The following is a 19707-nucleotide window of genomic DNA, read 5'->3' as shown; positions in this document are numbered from 1 at the left end:
GGAGCGACTTCTGTCGCGACAAGCCGTGATATAACGGATGTCGCTATCGAAGCCGCTCCAGCAAAGCCTCAGGATCAGGCGTTCTGGTTGCTCAGTTTCAATGCCCGCTTGGCGGCGCGCCGTTCGCGCCGTGCCTGTTTGCGTTGTTTGCGATCGTAGTTCCACAGATAAATGGCCGGGGTGCTGAGCAGGGTCAGCAGCTGCGACACCAGCAAGCCACCGACGATCGCAATGCCCAGCGGTTGGCGCATCTCCGAACCGACACCGAAGCCGATCGCCAGCGGAAGCGCGGCGCCCATCGCTACCAACGTAGTCATGGTGATCGGTCGGAAGCGCACGAGGGCCGCCTCGCGGATCGCGTCGGGTGCGGGCAGACCACGTTCGCGTTGCGCCACCAGAGCAAAGTCCACCATCAGAATGGCGTTCTTCTTGACGATGCCGATCAGCATCAGAATGGCGATGATCGCCATGACCGATAGCTGTGTCTGCGTGACCAGCATGGCGAGGAACGCACCGGCGCCGGCCGCCGGTAGCGTGGAGAGAATCGTCAGCGGGTGACCGAGGCTTTCGTAGAGGATGCCGAGCACGATATACATCGCCACGATCGATGCGCCGAGCAGGATCCAGCCGCTGTTCTGTGCTTGCTGCAAGCGTTCGTTCTGGCCGGTGAATTCCACATGGACGCCCACCGGCAGGTTGGCCGCGATCGCCGCCTGATTCACCAGTGCGATGCCGCGATCCTGCGAGACGCCGGGCGCCAGGTTATACGTGATGGTCGAGGCTTCCAGCTGATTGTGATGGCGAATGCCCATGGGGCTGATATCGGGCGCAATTCTGGCGATGGCCGAGAACGGGATCATCTGCCCGGCCGCATTGCGCACGCGCAAGTTGAGCAGCGTATCGGGGCTGAGCGACTCGGCGTTCGACGAGGTCAGTACCACCCAGTACTGGTTGATGTCCGAATAGATGATCGATACCTGGCGCTGGCCAAACGAGTCGTACAACGCGGAATCGAGCATGCCCATGCCCACCTGCAACCGGCCGGCAGCTTCGCGATCCACCTTGATCATCTGCTGCTTGCCGACCTGGTCGAAGTTGCTGCCCACGTCGCGCATGTCCTTGAGCGTGCGCATGTAGCGCACCATCTTCAGCGTCCACGGTTGCAGATCGTCGCCATTGGTACTGATCAGCTGGAACTCGTATGAGCCGCCGCGATCGCCACTGCCACCGCCGCCGAGGAACTGCACCGGGCTCAGCGACACGCGGACGTTGGGCATCCGGTCGTATTGCTTGGACAGGCGGTCCATGACCACTTTGGCGCTGTCCTTGCGGTCGTTCGGACCTTTGCCTAGCGGTTTCAAGTCCACGAACATGGTGCCGGAATTGCCGACCGCGCTGGTGCCGTCGTTACCGCCGAGACTGGTCAGCACATCGAGCACGGCGGGGTCCTTGCGCATGATCTCGGCCACGGCCTGGGCGCGCTGCGACATCAATGCTGGCGAGATATTGGTGTCGGCACGAATATCGCCCTGCAACATGCCGATGTCTTCTTCGGGCATGAATGTGCCGCCGGCGGTCTGGACCACGGCGACGCCGAGCACGACGGTCAACACCAGCAGCAGTGCCGGCTGCCAACGCATGATGCGCCGATGGCGCATCGCCCAGTCCAGTGCTGTTTCATAGGCACGATGCAGGCCGCGATCGAAGCGCTCCAGCGCTCGCTCGATACGTCCGGGCGGCTTGGCGCGATCCTGTTCGAGCTTCAGAAAATAACCGCAGAACGCCGGGGTCAGGGTCAGCGACACCAGCGCGGAAATCACCACCGCCGCGGTCAGCGTGACCGAGAACTCGCGCAGCAGCATCACGATCATATTGTTGCCGAAGAGCATCGGCGCGAACACGGCGATCAACGACAGGGTGATCGAGATCACCGTAAAGCCGATTTCCCGTACGCCGGTCAAGGCGGCCACCAGCGGTGGCTGGCCGTTCTCCATATGGCGCACGATATTCTCGATCACCACGATGGCGTCGTCGACCACGAAGCCGATACACAACACCAGCGCCACCAGCGACAAGGTATTGAGCGTGTAGCCCAGAATCCACATCACGACGAAGGCGCCGGCCAGCGACAACGGTACGCTGATCATGGCGATCATCGTCGGGCGCATCTGGCGCAGGAACACGAACATCACCAGCGCCACCATGCCGATCGAAATCATCAGCGCGGTCTGCACCTCGTGCAGCGCCGACTTGGTCGTCTGGGTCAGATCGAAGATCGGGGTGACCACGACATCGGCCGGCATCCATTGCTTGAACCCTGGCAGCTTGGCGCGGATTTCCTCCACCGTAGCCACGGCATTGGCTTCGGGGCGCTTACTGATCTGCATGGCCACCGTACGGCCGTCGTTGAACCATGCGGCTTGGTAAATATCCTGCTGGCCGCTGCTGATCCGCGCGACATCCGACAGGCGTACCGGTATGTTCTTTTTGGTCGCAATAACGATCTGCGCGAAATCTTCGGGCGAACGGATCGAGTCGTTGGCTACCAGCGTGGTCTGCGTGCACCCGTCGGTCAGCGTGCCTTGCGGCGACGTGACGTTGGCGGCGCTCAACGCGTTGGCTACGTCGTTGGCCGTCAGGCCCTTGTTGGCCAGCGCGTTGACGTCCAGCTCGACACGCACTGCATGCGGCGTGCCGCCGAATACCTGGACCTGCGCCACACCATTGATCTGCGCCACCGCGGGCTTGAGCAGTGTGTCGGTCAGGTCATAAAGCTTGTCCGGCGGCAAGGACGTCGAGCGCAGCGCCACCAGCAGGATCGGAATCTGCGAGGTATCGAATTTGAAGTACTGCGGCGGACTGGGCATGCCCGAGGGCAGGTCGGCGGCAGCGGCGTTGATCGCCGCCTGCACGTCACGCGCGGCCTTGTCGGCACTGCGACCCATGGTAAAGCGTACCTGGACGGTGGCCGAACCTTCCGAGGCGTTGCCGTACATATCCTCGATGCCGGGGATGCGTCCAAGATGACGCTCGAGCGGTGCAAGCACGGTCGAGGCCATGGTTTGCGCGCTTGCGCCCGGCATCTGCGCCACCACGAACACGCCAGGAAATTCCAGCGTGGGCAATGCGGCCACACCCAGCAGGCGGTAGGCCCAGATGCCGGCCAGCAGCAGGCCGATCGCCAGCAGCGAAGTACCAACCGGTCGGCGTATCAGTGGCGCAAAGATATTCAAACGGATCCCCCGCGATGTGTAGATGAAGTGCGTTCCAGCACTTCTCGGTGCACGTGGCGTCGCAACGCCCCACGCTTTGAACGGCCCGAAGATGATCGGTTCAATCGTGAATAGAGAAATGTGCCTTAAGTCCGGCCGTGCCGAAAGGCAGGGGCGGGCTGTTGGGGTACGTTCCCGCGAGCACCCGGCCCCCTCACCCCAACCCTCTCCCCCGGCAAAGCCAGGGGAGAGGGAGCAAAAAGCACATAACTTTGAATCTTGCCTCAGTCAGCCCCCTCTCCCCTGGCTTTGCCGGGGGAGAGGGTTGGGGTGAGAGGGGCTTTAAGCCCTCAGGACAACAACCTCAAGAATGCGCGGCGCCCAGTCCCCCGGTCTTCAGCCGCCGCCGCGCTTCCCGCCGCTGCCTGCGCGCCGCCTTGCGCAGCTTCCGATCGTGATTCCACAGATAAATCGCCGGCGTACTCAACAACGTCAGCAATTGCGACACCAGCAGGCCGCCGACAATCGCTATGCCCAGCGGCTGGCGCATCTCAGACCCCACGCCGAAACCGATCGCCAGGGGCAGAGCGGCGCCCATGGCCACCAGTGTTGTCATGGTGATTGGGCGAAAACGCACCAGCGCCGCCTCGCGGATCGCATCGGGTGCGGACAGCCCGCGTTCGCGTTGCGCCACCAGCGCAAAGTCCACCATCAGGATCGCGTTCTTCTTCACCACGCCGATCAACATCAGCAAGGCGATGATCGCCATCAGCGACAACGGTGTACCGGTGACCAGCATGGCCAAAAAGGCGCCGGCGCCGGCGGCGGGCAGGGTGGAAATGATCGTCAGCGGATGCCCGAGGCTCTCATAAAGAATGCCCAGCACGATGTACATGGCCAGGATGGCGCCGATCAGCAGCACCCAACCGTTCGAACGCGTCTCTTGCAGGTTCTGGGCATCGCCGGTGTAGCCGATCTGTATACCCGCCGGAAGTTGTGCGTTAGCCACCACGCTTTCGATCAGCCGCATGACCTTGTCCTGGGCGAGACCAGGCGCGGTGTTGTAGTAAACCTGTGCCGCTTCCAACTGGTTCGTATGGATCACGAACGAGGGCGTGATATTCGGCTCGATATGCGCCACCGCCGAGAGCGGGAACATCTGCCCGGCCGCGTTGCGCACATAGGTATTGAGCAGGGTGTCGGGGCTTAGCGAACGCTCCGCTGCCGACGTCAGCACCACCCAGTACTGGTTGATGTCCGAGTAGATGATCGATACCTGGTTCTGGCCGAACGCGTTGTACAGCGCCGAATCGACCATGCCCATGCCCAGCTGCAGGCGTCCGGCGGCGGCGCGGTCGACCTTGAGCATCTGCTGTTTGTCGATGCTGTCGTAGTCCGTCGTGACATCACGGAACTCCTTCATCGTGCGCAGCTGCTTGGCTACCTTCAGCACCCACGGTTGCAGGTCGACGTTATTGCTGCTGATCAGCTGGAAACTCTGGCTGCCGCGATTGCTGTCGCCGCCATTGTTGAAAAAACCGATCGAATTGAGCGATACGCGCAGTTCCGGCAGGGCGTCGTATTGCTTGGAAAGGCGTGTCATTACCTCCTTGATCGACTCGCGCCGCTGCCCCGGCTTGCTGCCGCGTGGCTTGAGGTCGATGAACATCGTGGCTTCGTTGCCCACCGCGCCGCCGGCATTGTCGCTACCGAGAAAGGTGGTGACGTCCTGCACCGCCGGATCGGCCTGCATGATGGCGGCGGCACGCTGCGCGCGTTCGGCCATCAGCGTGGGCGAAATATTCGCGTCGGCGCGGATATCGCCCTGGATCATGCCGATGTCTTCCTCGGGCATGAAATTGAAGCCGTAGAGCGTGACGATGCCAAACCCCATGCCCAGCGTCAGCACCAGCAGGATCGCCGGCTGCCAGCGCATCAGGCGGCGGTGGCGCATGGCCCAGTCCAACGCACGCGCGTAGACGTCATGCATGCCGCGGTCGAAACGTTCGAAGGCGTGGTCGAGCCGGCCATGCGGCACATCCGCAGCTTCGTGCTTGAGCAAGCGGCCGCATAGTGCCGGTGTCAGGGTCAATGACACAATCGCGGAAATCACCACCGCCGCGGTCAGCGTGACCGAGAACTCGCGCATCAATTGGGTCAGCTGGTTATTGCCGAACAGCAGTGGCGCGAAGATCGCGATCAGCGACAGGGTGATCGAAATCACCGTAAAGCCGATCTCGCGGACGCCGTTCAAGGCGGCCGTCAAAGGTGGCTGGCCGTTTTCCAGGTGGCGCACGATGTTCTCGATCACCACAATGGCATCGTCGACCACGAAACCGATGCACAGCACCAGGGCGATAAGCGAAAGCGTGTTGAGTGTGTAGCCCAATGCCCACATCACCGTGAAGGCGCCGGCCAGCGACAGCGGCACGCTGATCATTGCGATCAGGGTGGGGCGCATGCGGCGCAGGAACACCAGCATCACCAGCGCCACCATCACCACGCTGATCAGCAGCGCCACCTGCACTTCGTGCAGTGCGGACTTGGTGGTCTGGGTGAGATCGAAGATCGGCGTGATGACCAGATCGGCCGGTAGCCAGGAGCGAAACTCCGGCAGCTTGGCGCGGATCGCGTCGGCGGTGGCCACGGCGTTGGCTTCCGGGCGTTTGGTAATGCGTACGCTGACCGAGCGATGGCCATTGAACCAGGCGGCCTGGTATTCGTCCTGCTGGCCGCTGGTGACCTTGGCCACGTCCGACAGGCGTACCGGCCGGCCGTTGCGGGTGGCAACCAGGATATTGGCGAAATCGGCCGGTTCCTTCAGCGCATCGTTCGCGGACAAGGTGAGCTGGGTGCGTCCGTCGGTCAGCGTGCCCTGCGGCGAGATGACATTGGCGGCCATCAAGGCATTGCGCACATCGAGCGACGTCAGGCTCATCGATGCCAACGCGTTGTTGTCCAGCTCGACACGCACGGCCTTGGGCCGGCCACCGATCACGCGTACCTGGGCCACGCCGGGAATCTGCGCAATGGCAGGCGTGATCAGGCTGTCGGTCATGTCATAGAGCTTGTCCGGCGGCATGCTGTTGGAGGTCAGCGACAGCAACAGCACTGGGATGTTGGCCGTGTCGAACTTGAAGTAGCGCGGGGGAATCGTGAGGCTCGAGGGCAGATCCGGCGCGGCGGCGTTGATCGCCGCCTGTACATCGCGGGCGAGCACATCGGTGGATCGACCGTAGTTGAAAATCAGCCGGACCGAGGTGGAGCCATCGTTGCTCTCCGAATGCATCTCCTTGATCCCGGGGATGCGGCCCAGGTGGCGCTCCAGCGGGGCGGCCACGGTCGAGGCCATGGTCTGCGCATTGGCGCCGGGTACCTCGGCGTAAACCGACATGCCCGGGAACTCCATCGAGGGCAATGCCGCGACACCCAGCAGGAGATACGCCCAGATGCCAGCGAGCGTCAGCCCGAGGGCAAGCAGGGACGTGCCGACCGGGCGGCGGATAAAGGGTGCAAAGAGATTCATGGGCGCGACTGTATGGCCGCGCGTGATCGAACGAATGTGCTGCTAGTAGGGGGCCGGCACGCCGTTCGCCCTGTCATCTGGCCGCTCAGGCTCTCCCTGCGACACACAGGCATTTTTCGCGGCTGTGTGATCGACGAGGCAGTTTCTGATGAAAGCATTCGGCATTAAATTACGTTAAGGCGGTCATTTCAGCAGGTACTTGCTGTTGTGTGGATCACGCATAAATATTTGAAACAAAACAAATTATGAGAAATGGCGCGGCACAATTGTCGCTTAAAAGTGCGAAATTCATAAAATTTATGTTGACGCCTGCAAGTTCTTGCCCCTATGTTCGGCAAGCAAATCGCGAAAGCTTGCGAACGGGTGTTGGCATGGGGATGTCTCTTCACAGCGATGTGGGCCGCTCGCATACGGGAACAACTCGAAGTCCAGCGATGAGCTCTTGGGCATGTCTGTGCCCGCATCTGAACCGTTTTTGGGGAGAGCACTTGAATGAGTAAGAACCGAATCTTCGGGCGGACGTCTCTGTGGCGTCAGACCGCTTTAGCGGCCGCCCTGACGATGAGCCTGTCCGGCGTCGTCTATGCGCAGTCCAATGCTTCTGGCGTGATCTTCGGCCATGCCGATTCCGCTCCGGGCGGCACGGTGCATCTGGAAAACATCGATACCGGTCTGGTCCGCGATATTTCTGTCGACCAGAGTGGCCGTTACCGCGCCTCGTCGCTGCCGATCGGCCGCTACAAGGTCAGCCTGATCAAGGACGGCGCGACGATCGAGTCGCGTAACGACGTACAGGTCCAGGTCGGTACCGGTACCGATGTGAGCTTCGCCGCCGCCGGCGCGGCTGGCGCGCAGAACCTCGAAGGCATCCAGGTCGTCGCCAACGCTTTGCCGGCCATCGACGTGTCGTCGGTCGACTCGCGTACCGTGCTGACATCCGAAGTACTGCAGAAGGTGCCGGTGGCTCGCAACGTCACGGCCGCCGCATTGCTGGCGCCGGGCACGGTGCTGGGCGACTCGCGTTACGGCAACGTGGCCTCGTTCGGCGGTGCGTCCGCTGCGGAAAACCAGTACTACGTCAACGGTTTCTCGGTCACCAACGCATTGACCAACGTCGGCCTGGCGCAGCTGCCGTTCGACGCGATCGATCAGCAGCAGGTGTACACCGGTGGTTACGGCGCCGAATACGGCCGTTCGACCGGTGGTGTGGTGAACATCATCACCAAGCGCGGTACGAACGAGTGGAAGGCCGGCGTCATGGCGCTGTGGATTCCCAAGTTCCTGCGCTCCGATCCGCGCAACATCATCCAGCCTTCCGACAATTCGCTGTTCCAGTATCGCAATCAGAACAAGTCGTGGACCACCGAGTACGGCGCCTATATCAGCGGTCCGCTGATCAAGGACAAGCTGTTCATGTATTTGACCGGTGACTTCACCAAGCAGGAAGGCAAGACGGTCGGTACGGCGACTGCGCAGCAGGTTTCCTACTACAGCGTGAAATCGCCGCGCTGGTTGGGCAAGATCGACTGGAACATCACCGACAGCCACATCCTGGAACTGACGGGCTTCTCGGATAAGACCGATGAGACCGACCAGATTTATGCCTACAGCTACAGCCCGCTCGGTCAGGGTGTGAAGCGCGGTTCGGTCGACCTGAAGAACTACTCGGTCGGCACCAATACGAACTACCAGCCCGGTGGTGACTTCTACATCGGCAAGTACACCGGCTATCTCACCGACAATCTGACCATCAATGCGTTGTACGGTCGCAGCAAGTCCGAGCATCAACAGTTGCCGACCTCGGCTGGCGGCGGCGCTTGCCCGATCGTCAGCGGTCAGTACAACAACGGCAGTGGCACTCTGGTGCGTCCGCCGGCGTGCTATCTGATCGGCAACCTGCTGGCACCGGGTGCGGAAGACAAGACCCATGGCTGGCGCTTCGACGTCGAATACCGCCTGGGTAGCCATGACCTGCGCGCCGGTCTGGATAACCAGACGCTCGAATCGTATTCGGGTACCTCCTACGAGTCGAACGAGCGCTACATCTACACGCTGGCTCCGGCGAGCGGGCAGATTGCCGGTCGTCCGGACATCCAGTTCCCTGCAGGCACGCTGAACTACGTCGACTATCGCGTATTCAAGGCCGCCGCCAACGTCAAGGTGGAACAGGAAGCGCAGTTCGTCGAAGACCACTGGCAGGTCACCGATCGCTGGCTGGCGTACATCGGTCTGCGTAACGAGCAGTTCAACAACTTCAACGGTGGTGGCGATTCCTACGCCAAGCAGCGCCATCAGCTGGCTCCGCGCCTGGGTGTGACCTGGGACGTGTTCGGCGACTCCTCGCTGAAGGTCTACGCCAACGCCGGTCGCTATCACCTGGCCGTGCCGTCCAACGTTGCTATTCGCGGTGCTTCGGCGTCGACCTATAGCAGCCAGTACGGCACCTTCACGGGCGTTGACGCGGAAGGTCGTCCGGTCAATTTCGTCCCGTACGGCCAGGTGCGTTACCTCAACGCTGCCGACGGCACCACGCCTGACCCGCGTACGGTGGCGGCCAAGGGCCTGGGCGCGTACTACCAGGATGAATACATCCTCGGTTTCGACAAGCAGCTGGCGACCAACTGGACCTTCGGTGCGAAAGCGATCTATCGCAACCTGAAGAACATCATCGATGACATGTGCGATTCGCGTCCGTTCCTGGCCTATGCAAAGGCGAACGGTATCAACATGGACAACGCGGTTCTGAACGGCTGCTACCTGTTCAATCCGGGCAAGGGTAACGACTTCCTGGTAGACGTTACCGGCAAGGGTGATTTCCGCGAGTTCAAGTTGTCCAAGAAGGACCTTGGCTTCCCCGATCTGAAGCGCAAGTACCTCGCTTTGGACATGTACCTGGAGCACCAGTTCTCCGACAAGTGGTACGGCAAGGTCGAGTACGTGCTTTCGCATAGCTTCGGTAACTCCGAAGGTCTGCTGAAGTCCGATATCGGCCAGGCCGATCCGTCGGTGACGCAGGACTGGGATGCGCCGGAACTGATGTTCGGCGCCAACGGTCCGCTGCCGAACGACCGTCGTCACCAGTTGAAGGCCTATGGCTGGTACCAGGCGAGTGCGGAATGGCTGGTTGGCGCGAACGTCGCTGTTTTCTCGGGACGTCCGCGTAACTGCATCGGTGTCGCCCCGGGCGATCCGATCAACTACGGCGAGGCTTACTTCTATTGCGATGGCAAGATCGCAACGCGTGGTTCGCGCGGCCGCACACCTTGGTCCTATCAGCTGGACCTGAGCGCCCAGTACAAGCCGCATTGGGCAGGTGACAACCTGACGTTGGAAGCCAATGTCTTCAACGTGCTCAACAGCCAGCGCGAGCTGAGCCGCCAGGATCTGGGCGAAACCGACGTCGGTGTGCCCGATCCGGTCTACAACCGTCCGATCAGCTTCCAGGCGCCGCGTTACGTGCAGCTGCAGGCACGTTACGACTTCTCGCTGTAATCAGTACAAAGCGCGCCGGAAGGATTTCCGGCGCGCCTCCCCAAGTTTCGCCGCCGGCCCTCCGGCGGTTTTTTTTGGGCGGGGCTCAGTCTGAGTTTGTAGGATCGACTTCAGGCAATCTCGAATGACCTCAGTTCTCATCGTCGCCCCGGCGAACGCCGGGGCCCAGCGTCTTCAGCACGTTGTGGCACAAGGCGCTGGATCCCGGCGTTCGCCGGGACGACGGATAGGAGAGGTTTTTAGAGGTTCCCCGAAGTCGCTCCTACAAAAACGCGTCGCTTCAGTCGGTCTGCAACTCGGCAACAAAGTCATAGATATCGCCCCGGTACCACGACGTGGTGAACTCCACTACGCGGCCATCGTCGAGAAAGCCGCGCCGCTCGATATTGAGGCCGGCGCTGCCGGTGGCGACATGCAGCAGGCGCGCTTGTTGCGCACCGAGCGATACCGCACGCAGGCGCTGCAGGGCGCGACGCGGGCGGCTGCCGGATTTCTCCAGCGCTTCGTACAGCGAGTCGTGCACGATCATCGGATCGGGCAGCACGCTGGCCGGCACGACGCTGCGTTCGATCGCCAGCGGCTCGTCCACCGCGTAGCGCACGCGGTGCAGGCGCACCACCAGCACGCCGGGTGACAGATTCAACGCCATCGATTCTTCCGGCGTGACTTCGCCGATGCTGCGTTCGAAGAACTCCGAGCGCGGATGCAAGCCGCGTGCGCGCAGGTCTTCGGTAAAACTGGTCAGCCGTGACATCGGCTTGACGATGCGCTCGGCGACAAAGGTGCCGGCACCGTGCCGCTGGGTCAGCAGGCCTTCTTCGACCAGGCCGGCGATCGCCTTGCGCACGGTGACGCGCGACAGGTTCAGTACGCGCGACAGATCGCGCTCACTGGGTAAGGCCTGTCCCGGTTCGATATCGCGGTGCTCGACGATGTTGCGAATGGCCCGGCGCAGGCGCAGATAGGCCAGCGGCTGGTTGGTTGCCGGGTCGTCGCAAAGACGGCGGTATTCGGTAGCCAGGGCGGTTTCCATGTTGCACACGATACCAATGACCATACCACTAGGGCAACTGGCGCGCTTTCACGCCGTTGACGGCGGATACCAGCTCCGGCTTGGCCAGCCGAGCGGCCTGGGCCGGCGATTTATCGCGTGAAAACGCCTAGCGCCATCTGGTATTTCACTGGTACGATCAGCCGCGTCCGGCCGTGGCACCCGGCTACGGCCAAGCATCGCATCGAGGATTTCGAAGTGACGGCTTCCCCTCCGGTCGACCCATTCGACCTGGTGATTTTCGGCGGCACGGGCGACCTGGCCCTGCGCAAGCTCATTCCCGCCATGTTCCACCGCTTCCTGGACGGCCAGATCCCGTCCGAGAGCCGCATCATCGGCATCGCCCGCGAGGCGACCGACGACGCCGGTTACCGCGACACGCTGCAAAAAGCCTTGATCGAAGGCGGCGGCGACAAGCAGAAGATCGACACCTTTCTCAAGCAGGTCCACTACCGCTCGCTCGACGCGAAGAAGGACGAGGGCTGGGACGATTTCGCGCAACTGATCGCCGAACAGGCCGATCACATCCGCGTGTTCTACCTGTCCACCTCGCCCGAACTGTTCACCCATATCTGCAACCGCCTGGGTGCACACGAGCTCAACAAGGGCAAGTCGCGCGTGGTGCTGGAAAAGCCGATCGGTCACGACCTCGCCAGCGCCAACGAGATCAACGAAGACGTCGCGCGCGTGTTCGACGAATCGCAGACCTTCCGCATCGATCATTACCTCGGCAAGGAAACGGTGCAGAACCTGCTCGCATTGCGTTTCGGCAATGCGCTGTTCGAGCCGCTGTGGAACGCTGAGCATATCGATCACGTGCAGATCACCGTGTCCGAGACACTGGGCGTGGGCCGTCGTGGTTCGTACTACGACCACTCCGGCGCGCTGCGCGACATGGTGCAGAACCATATCCTGCAATTGCTTTGCATGGTCGCGATGGAGCCGCCCGGCTCGCTGGCGCCCAATGCCTTGCGCGACGAGAAGCTGAAAGTGCTCAACGCGCTCAAGCACATCGACAGCAGCAACGCAGCGCAGCTCACCGTGCGCGGCCAGTACCGCGCAGGCGCCTCCGAAGGCAAGAGCGTGCCCGGCTATGTCGAAGAGCTCGGCGAGGGCAAGAAGTCCAATACCGAGACCTTTGTCGCCATCAAGGCCGAAATCGCCAACTGGCGCTGGGCCGGCGTGCCGTTCTATCTGCGCACCGGCAAGCGCTTGCCGGCACGTCTGTCGGAAATCGTGGTGGCGTTCAAGCATGTGCCGCATTCGATCTTCGACGCATCCGCCGGCACGCTGGCGCAGAACCGGCTGGTATTGCGTCTGCAGCCCGACGAAGGCGTGAAGCTGTGGCTGACCATCAAGCATCCGGGTCCAGGCGGCCTGCGTCTGCGTCATGTGCCGCTGGACATGAGCTTTGCCGAAGCGTTTGGCGTACAGCAGCCCGATGCCTATGAGCGCTTGCTGCTCGATGTGGTGCGCGGTAACCCGACCTTGTTCATGCGCAGCGACGAAGTGGTCGCGGCATGGCGTTGGGCCGATCCGATCCTCGCGGCCTGGGCGGCCAGTGGCGAAGCGCCGCGAGCCTACCAGGCCGGCACATGGGGACCGAGCGCTGCCGTGGCGCTGATCGAGCGCGATGGCCGCACCTGGAACGAAGACAGCGAAGACGAAGAATAAGGTCGAGGCACGTGCCGGTGGAGTTTCCCTCGGCTTCACCGGCACGTTGCATCGGCCTGCCTACACTGGATGGCACCAACCGTAGAACGTGGTGCCGTCTCTCGCTTTTCCGTAGCTAAACGTTTGAACAGCCGCGTCATGCCCGATACGTTGAACATCACCGACCATAGCTTTACCGACTGCCACGCGTTGGCGAAGGCCTTTTCCGAGCGCGTCGCCGAACAGCTACGCGAAGCCATCGCTACGCGCGGTCAGGCGCTGTTGGCCGTGTCGGGCGGCAGCACGCCCAAGCATTTCTTCGAGCAACTGTCGCGACAGAAGCTGGACTGGGCCAAGGTATCGATTGCCCTGGTGGACGAGCGCTGGGTGCCCGAGTCGAGCGAGCGCTCGAACGCGCGCCTGGTGAAGTCGATGTTGCTGCAACACGAAGCGTCGGCCGCACAGTTCATCCCCTTGTACGCCAACGCGCCGACGCCGGAAGCCGGACTGCCGGCGGTGAAAGCGCGCGTGGCCTCGCTGCCGTTTCCGTTCGACGTGGTCATCCTCGGCATGGGTGGTGACGGCCATACGGCATCGTTCTTTCCCGGTGGCGATCGCTTGAGCGAAGCGCTGGATCTCAAGAGCGGCTTGCTGGTGGTACCGATGCGCGCCAAGGGTGCCGAGGAGCCACGCATCACGTTCAGCCTGCCCGCCTTGCTCGATACGCACGCGCTGTATCTGCATATCGAAGGCGACGCCAAGCGCGAGGTGTTGAACGAGGCTCGCGCTGGTACCGGCAAAGGCGCCGACTATCCGGTGCATGCCGTGCTTACCCAGCAGCGCACGCCGATCTCGGTTTACTGGTGCCCGTAAGCCGGGCCTGAACATCGACGGGCGCAGTCGCAACGGGCATCGGTCCGCAAGGCCCGCGTTTCCTACACCTTATTGAATGAATTGGATCGTCAGCATGAGCAGTCTGCATCCCGTAATCGCCGAAGTGACCGAGCGTCTGCGCGAACGCAGCCGCGCCAGTCGCGAACGGTATCTGGCCAAGATAGCGGCGGCCGGCGGCGAAGGCGGCACGCATCGCGAACGGCTGTCCTGCGGCAATCTCGCGCACGGCTTCGCGGCCTGCGAACCGCACGACAAGGCGGCGCTGCGCGCGGGCCGCGCGCCGAATCTGGGCATCATCAATGCCTATAACGACATGCTGTCCGCGCATCAGCCGTACGAACGCTATCCGGCATTCATTCGCGAAGTCGCCCGCCAGGCCGGCGTGACCGCGCAGGTAGCCGGCGGCGTGCCGGCGATGTGCGATGGCGTGACGCAAGGCCGTCCCGGCATGGAGATGTCGCTGTTCTCGCGCGACCTCATCGCGATGGCCACGGCGGTCTCGCTGTCGCACGACATGTTCGATGGCACGGTGTACCTGGGTATCTGCGACAAGATCGTGCCGGGCCTGTTGATCGGTGCGTTGAGCTTTGGCCATCTGCCGGGCATCTTCATTCCCTCCGGTCCGATGCCCAGCGGCATTACCAACGAGCAGAAGTCCAAGGTGCGCCAGGCGTTTGCCGAAGGCAAGGCCGGTCGTGCCGAACTGTTGGAGGCGGAAGCGGCGGCCTATCATGCGCCCGGTACCTGTACGTTCTACGGCACCGCCAACTCCAATCAGATGCTGATGGAGATCATGGGCCTGCATCTGCCCGGCTCGAGCTTCGTCGCACCCGATACACCACTGCGCGATGCGCTCACGGCCGAAGCCGTGCGCCGCGTTGCCGCGCTGAGCCAACCGGGTGAGCAGCATCTGCCGATCGGCCATATCGTCGACGAGAAAGCCGTGATCAACGGCGTGATCGGTTTGCACGCCACCGGCGGCTCGACCAATCACTTGCTGCATCTGGTTGCGATTGCGCGCGCTGCGGGTGTGGAACTGCGCTGGGACGATTTCGATGCCCTGTCCTCAGTGATTCCGTTGCTGGCGCGCGTGTATCCGAACGGTTACGCCGACGTCAATCAGTTCCACGACGCCGGCGGCATGGGCTTCCTGATCGATCAGTTGCTCGGTGCCGGCCTGATGCATGCCGATGTGCGTACGGTGTTCGGCACCGGTATGGACGGCTATACGCAGATTCCCGAGCTGGACAACACCGGCAAGTTGCACTGGAAGCCGGTGTCTAAGGAAAGCGGTAATCGCGGCGTGCTGCGTCAGGCGTCCGAACCGTTCCGTGCCGACGGCGGCCTGCGCATGCTCGAAGGCAATATCGGTCGCGCGGTAATCAAGGTGTCGTCCGTGCCGGACGATCGCCAGATCATCGAGGCGCCGGCCGTGGTGTTCGACGACCAGGACGATGTGCGTCGCGCCTTCGAGCGCGGCGAGCTCAATCGCGATTTCATCGCGGTCGTGCGCTTTCAGGGGCCGCAGGCGATCGGCATGCCCGAGCTGCACAAGCTCACGCCGACCTTGTCGGTGCTGCAGGATCGCGGCCATCGCATCGCCCTGTTGACGGATGGCCGCATGTCGGGCGCGTCCGGGCGTGTGCCTGCGGCGATTCACGTTACCCCCGAAGCGGCAGCAGGCGGCAGCATCGCCAAGATTCGCGATGGCGACATGATCCGACTCGATGCCGTGGCCGGCACGGTCGATGTGTTGATCGAACCATCCGAATTCGCCGCGCGCATGCCAGCGACCTCCGATCTTTCCAAACATCACGTCGGAATGGGTCGCGAGCTGTTCGCGCTGTTCCGGCAGGCGTCTACTACGGCCGATCTCGGCGCGGGCGTTGTCTAAACTTTGATGGAGTTAACTGTGAGCAACGCGATCGAAACCAAGCAGGCCCAGGTCGAAACCACCATGCGCCTCGCTGCGGTGATCCCGGTGGTGATCATCGACGACGCCAAGGCCGCCGTGCCGATGGCGCGCGCGCTGGTTGCCGGCGGCATTCCGGCGATCGAAGTGACGCTGCGCACACCGGCAGCACTCGACGCGATCCGTGCGATTGCCGCCGAGGTCGAGGGCGCGGTGATCGGTGTCGGCACGGTGCTGAGCGAGAAAGATCTGAAAGCCGCTGAACAGGCAGGTGCGCGTTTTGCCGTGTCGCCGGGTGTGTCGCCGCGTCTGCTCGATGCAGCCGATGATTCCGCGCTGCCGTTGCTGCCTGGCGCGGCGACTGCGTCCGAAGCGATGAGCTTGCTCGAGCGCGGCTATCGGTTCCTGAAATTCTTCCCGGCCGTGCCTGCTGGTGGCGCCAAGCTGCTCGGTGCCTGGGCCAGCCCGCTGCCGCAGATTCGTTTCTGTCCCACCGGTGGCATCAGCCTGAGCAATGCGCAGGATTTCCTGACGTTACCGAACGTGCTTTGCGTGGGCGGCTCGTGGCTGACGCCGGCGGACAAGCTCAAGAGTGGTGACTGGGCGGGAATCGAGTTGCTGGCGCGCGAGGCTGCGGCGTTGCGGAAGGTGTGAGGCGGGGCGGTCGCGATTTCAGGAATCCTCTAAAAAACCCTTCCTAGCCGTCATCCCGGCCTACGCCGGGATGACGATAATGGAGACTGAGGTTATTGGAGGTTCTCTTCAGGCGCGCCCACAACATCGCCAAACCTTCGTTACCGCCGTTTCCGCAACGGATCGAGCAGCGGCTTCAAGCCGTTGTGATCGAGCTCGAAAGCCAGCGCCAGCAGGGTTCCCAGGTCGCCGGGCGGAAATCCCTTGCGGGAGAACCACGCCAGGTACGGGCCCGGCAAGTCGCCAATCAGCCGGCCCTGGTATTTGCCATAAGGCATGGTGACAGTCACCAATCGCTGTAGATCTTCCGCTTTCATTCCCCGATTTTACAGACTTGCTCGCCACACGGTCGCCTCGGAGTAATCTCCCACCCGATCGATCACCCGTGGTGCAGTCATGAGTCAGATCGGAAAACCTCCCTGCGACAATGGCGTCATCCTGACTGGCGAAGCGGCAAAGCCGTGTGCCGCACCTTCGCGGCGCTGGACCCTGGTCGCGGCGATTCTCGGCTCCAGCCTGGCCTTTATCGACGGCACGGTGGTCAACGTTGCGCTTCCGTCCATTCAAAGAGAGATGGGCGCGACCGTGTCGGACGCCCAGTGGATCATGGAATCGTATGCGTTGTTCCTGGCATCGTTTCTGTTGGTGGGAGGCGTGCTTGGTGATCGCTTTGGCCGCAAGCGCATCTTCATGATCGGCATCGGCCTGTTCACACTGGCCTCGATCGGTTGTTCGCTGTCGAGCGCGGTTGGAATGCTGATTGCGGCAAGAGCCATCCAGGGCATAGGCGCCGCTCTCCTGGTGCCCGGCAGCCTTGCCTTGATCAGTGCGACGTTTCCGCAGTCGGAGCGTGGCGCGGCGATCGGTACGTGGTCTGCCTTCAGCGGCATCACCGCTGCGATCGGGCCGGTGATTGGTGGTTTTCTGGTCGATCACTACTCGTGGACCTGGGCTTTTCTGGTGAATGTTCCTGTTGGCGTCGTGCTGCTTTTGATCTGCATGACGAAAGTCCCCGAGAGCCGGGGTGCTGCCAGTCGAAGTAGCATCGACGTGGCGGGCGCCAGCCTGGCCACGGTTGGGTTGGCGGGTATCGTGTTTGCGCTTATCGAGGCCCCGTCTCGAGGCTGGTCGGCGACGCCGATCTGGGCGGCGACTGCAATCGGTATCGTCGCGCTGCTGCTGTTCGTTCGCGTGGAAGCGCGTGGCGCTGCACCGATGTTGCCGCTGGGGCTGTTTCGCGACCGCAACTTTACCGGTGCGAACGTACTCACTCTCCTGCTCTATGCCGCACTCGGCGGTAGCCTGTTTTTTCTTCCGCTCGACCTGATCCAGGTGCAAGGCTATAGCGCGACAGCGGCGGGAGCGGCGTTTCTGCCTTTCATTGCCATCATGTTTACCTTGTCCCGCTGGGCGGGGACGCTCGTCGATGTGTTCGGCGCCAAGCTGCCGCTGGTCACCGGCCCGGTCATAGCCGCGATCGGGTTTGCGCTGTTTACCCGGCCGACGATCGACAGCAACTACTGGACGATGTTCTTTCCTGCCATCTGCGTGCTTGGGCTGGGCATGAGCATTACGGTGGCACCCTTGACCACGACGGTGATGAACGCGTTTGGCACGGAGCTGGCCGGTACCGCTTCGGGCATCAATAACGCGGTATCGCGTGTCGCTGCGCTGTTGGCTATTGCGCTGTTCGGCGTGGTCCTGACTCAGACGTTCAACGCCAGCTTGAGCACCGGCCTTGCCTCGCTGCAGGCGCCAGCGGACTTGGTGTCTTCGGTCATGGCGCAGCAGCAGAAGCTGGCAGGGATCGTGGTGCCTGAGGGTTATCCGGCCGCCACGGTGGACGAGGTGAAGCGCGTAATAGGACTATCTTTTGTCGCCGGCTTTCGCTGGGTCATGCTGATCTGTGCCGCGCTTGCTTTGTTGAGTGCTTTCAGTGCCGGGATGTTTATCCAGGGGGAGATGCGGTGGCGTCCGATAAAGCGGGTAGATCCCGTTTCGAAGGGTCGCGACTGAAGTCGCGACCGCCCCTCCACTACCGCCTCTCCGGCGGAATATCCTCCACTTCCGCCACTAGCTGCGCATGCGCCACCAGATCCACCGGTTGGTGCGTGACCTTTCGGGTGGCCGGATACTTCCCCAGATACGGTCCATGCCAATCGTGCGCCGGCCGCACCGGTCGGGGTGTAAATCCGCCGCCGCAGTTCGGGCAGACGTTGTGCAACAGCTCGACGCAGCTATGGCAGAACGTACATTCGAACGAACAGATCATCGCGTCGGACGACTCTGGCGGCAGATCTTTGTTGCAGTGTTCGCAGGTGGGACGAAGTTCGAGCACGACGCGCCTCCGGTGGCGACGCGCGGCTCACTGACCGGCGTCGAGCCTTAGTGTATAGCGTCGCTTGAGCAATTCGTTCGCGCCCAGCCTGCGATAGAAGCGCGCTGCGTCTTCGTTCCAGTCCGGCGTCTGCCACTGCATGCTCAGGCAGCCACGGGCATGCGCGAAACCCCTGAGTCGATGCCACAGCTCACGACCGATACCATGACCACGCCAACCTGTCCGTACGAACAGGCAGTCCATGTGCAGGTAGGTGGCGCGGTCGAGCGTGGAAAAATCCAGCGTGGCGCTGGCGTATCCGACGATCGCGTCATCGACCTGGGCGAGCCATAGGTACAGTCGTGGCGGTGTCGTCACAAGCGCCGCCGGCAGCATGTCCAGCCGCGCTTGTTGCGCATGATCCAGGCGCTCGAACGCGGCGTGTTCTGCCATCAGCGGCAGCACAGCGGCGACGTCCTCTGGCGCGGCGGGCCGAATTGTGAACTCGATCATGCGCCGCGCGCCAGGCCAAAGCCCTCGTCGATCCAGCCGGTCAGCCCTCCGATCATCTCCTTCACCGGCCGGCCAAGCTGCGCCAGCTTTATCGCAGCCTTGTTGGCGCCGTTACAGTGAGGTCCGGCGCAATACACCACGAACAAGGTGTCGGCCGGGTACTCGGCCAATCGTTGCTCACTGATCGTGCGCGTCGGCACATTCAGCGCACCGGGCACATGCCCGGCGGCGTACAGGGTGGGTGTACGCACGTCGAGCAGAATGAAGTCCTTCTGCTCATGGTGGGTCGCGTAGTACACATCCGCGCAATCGGTTTCGAACGTAAGGCGAGCCTCGAAATGGGCCAGCGCCTGCTGGCTGGGTGCGGCGGAAACACGTTGAACGACGGTTGGCATGATGCAACTCCAGGTGGCGGTGCGTTGCAGTCTGGGCACTGGTGCGGCT

13 protein-coding genes are annotated in these 19707 nt (G+C 62.5%); 6 read left to right on the top strand and 7 right to left on the bottom strand.

The genetic code is table 11. The features are described 5' to 3' along the window. Positions 1-74 precede the first annotated feature (74 nt). Together QMG46_RS03520 and QMG46_RS03515 are read right to left on the bottom strand one after the other, a co-directional pair. Positions 75-3233, bottom strand: a complete 3159-nt coding sequence (locus QMG46_RS03520) for an efflux RND transporter permease subunit (protein WP_281851087.1) — start codon at positions 3231-3233, stop codon at positions 75-77. Positions 3234-3576: 343 nt separating this feature from the next. After that, positions 3577-6738 carry an efflux RND transporter permease subunit gene (locus tag QMG46_RS03515; protein WP_281851085.1) on the bottom strand — a complete coding sequence of 1054 codons (3162 nt, stop codon included), beginning with the start codon at positions 6736-6738 and terminating at the stop codon, positions 3577-3579. Between the two features lie 492 nt (positions 6739-7230). On the opposite strand from QMG46_RS03515, the gene QMG46_RS03510 reads away from it, so the two are divergent. Further along, the gene (locus QMG46_RS03510) at positions 7231-10230 is read left to right on the top strand and encodes a TonB-dependent receptor (RefSeq protein ID WP_281851084.1); all 3000 of its coding nucleotides are present in this window, start codon (positions 7231-7233) and stop codon (positions 10228-10230) included. Positions 10231-10510: 280 nt separating this feature from the next. Here QMG46_RS03510 and QMG46_RS03505 read toward each other — a convergent pair whose 3' ends face one another. Further along, positions 10511-11263 carry a GntR family transcriptional regulator gene (locus QMG46_RS03505; RefSeq protein WP_281851083.1) on the bottom strand — a complete coding sequence of 251 codons (753 nt, stop codon included), beginning with the start codon at positions 11261-11263 and terminating at the stop codon, positions 10511-10513. 216 nt (positions 11264-11479) lie between these two features. On the opposite strand from QMG46_RS03505, the gene zwf reads away from it, so the two are divergent. The 4 genes from zwf (at position 11480) to eda (ending at position 16394) form a co-directional block, all read left to right on the top strand. Then, positions 11480-12955, top strand: a complete 1476-nt coding sequence (gene zwf, locus QMG46_RS03500) for a glucose-6-phosphate dehydrogenase (protein ID WP_281852797.1) — start codon at positions 11480-11482, stop codon at positions 12953-12955. 138 nt (positions 12956-13093) lie between these two features. Next, positions 13094-13807 (top strand): 6-phosphogluconolactonase, encoded by a 714-nt coding sequence (pgl, locus tag QMG46_RS03495; protein WP_281851082.1) that lies wholly within the window; start codon positions 13094-13096, stop codon positions 13805-13807. 94 nt (positions 13808-13901) lie between these two features. After that, on the top strand, positions 13902-15722 hold the full coding sequence (edd, locus tag QMG46_RS03490; protein WP_281851081.1) for a phosphogluconate dehydratase: 1821 nt from the start codon (positions 13902-13904) through the stop codon (positions 15720-15722). Between the two features lie 6 nt (positions 15723-15728). Then, positions 15729-16394, top strand: coding sequence for a bifunctional 4-hydroxy-2-oxoglutarate aldolase/2-dehydro-3-deoxy-phosphogluconate aldolase (eda, locus tag QMG46_RS03485; RefSeq protein WP_281851080.1), 666 nt, complete (start codon positions 15729-15731; stop codon positions 16392-16394). Between the two features lie 140 nt (positions 16395-16534). Here the strand turns inward: eda and QMG46_RS03480 are convergent, their stop codons facing one another. Continuing rightward, positions 16535-16750, bottom strand: coding sequence for a DUF3820 family protein (locus QMG46_RS03480; RefSeq protein ID WP_281851079.1), 216 nt, complete (start codon positions 16748-16750; stop codon positions 16535-16537). A gap of 79 nt (positions 16751-16829) precedes the next feature. Here QMG46_RS03480 and QMG46_RS03475 point away from each other — a divergent pair, with 79 nt between their 5' ends. Further along, positions 16830-18449 (top strand): MFS transporter, encoded by a 1620-nt coding sequence (locus QMG46_RS03475; RefSeq protein ID WP_281851078.1) that lies wholly within the window; start codon positions 16830-16832, stop codon positions 18447-18449. 19 nt (positions 18450-18468) lie between these two features. Here the strand turns inward: QMG46_RS03475 and QMG46_RS03470 are convergent, their stop codons facing one another. Genes QMG46_RS03470 through QMG46_RS03460 form a run of 3 tightly spaced genes read right to left on the bottom strand, consistent with a single transcriptional unit; the run spans position 18469 to position 19658 of the window. Next, positions 18469-18771 (bottom strand): DUF1272 domain-containing protein, encoded by a 303-nt coding sequence (locus tag QMG46_RS03470; protein WP_281851077.1) that lies wholly within the window; start codon positions 18769-18771, stop codon positions 18469-18471. A gap of 27 nt (positions 18772-18798) precedes the next feature. Further along, positions 18799-19263, bottom strand: a complete 465-nt coding sequence (locus QMG46_RS03465) for a GNAT family N-acetyltransferase (RefSeq protein ID WP_281851076.1) — start codon at positions 19261-19263, stop codon at positions 18799-18801. Further along, entirely contained in the window at positions 19260-19658 is a 399-nt protein-coding gene (locus QMG46_RS03460) for a rhodanese-like domain-containing protein (protein ID WP_281851075.1), read from the bottom strand. The genes QMG46_RS03465 and QMG46_RS03460 overlap by 4 nt, the downstream gene beginning before the upstream one ends. Positions 19659-19707 lie beyond the last annotated feature (49 nt).

Source organism: Dyella sp. GSA-30, from assembly GCF_027924605.1.
Taxonomy (GTDB): Bacteria; Pseudomonadota; Gammaproteobacteria; order Xanthomonadales; family Rhodanobacteraceae; genus GSA-30.
Note: the sequence above shows the minus strand (reverse complement) of the source record. Positions and strands in the feature narration are given on the sequence as shown.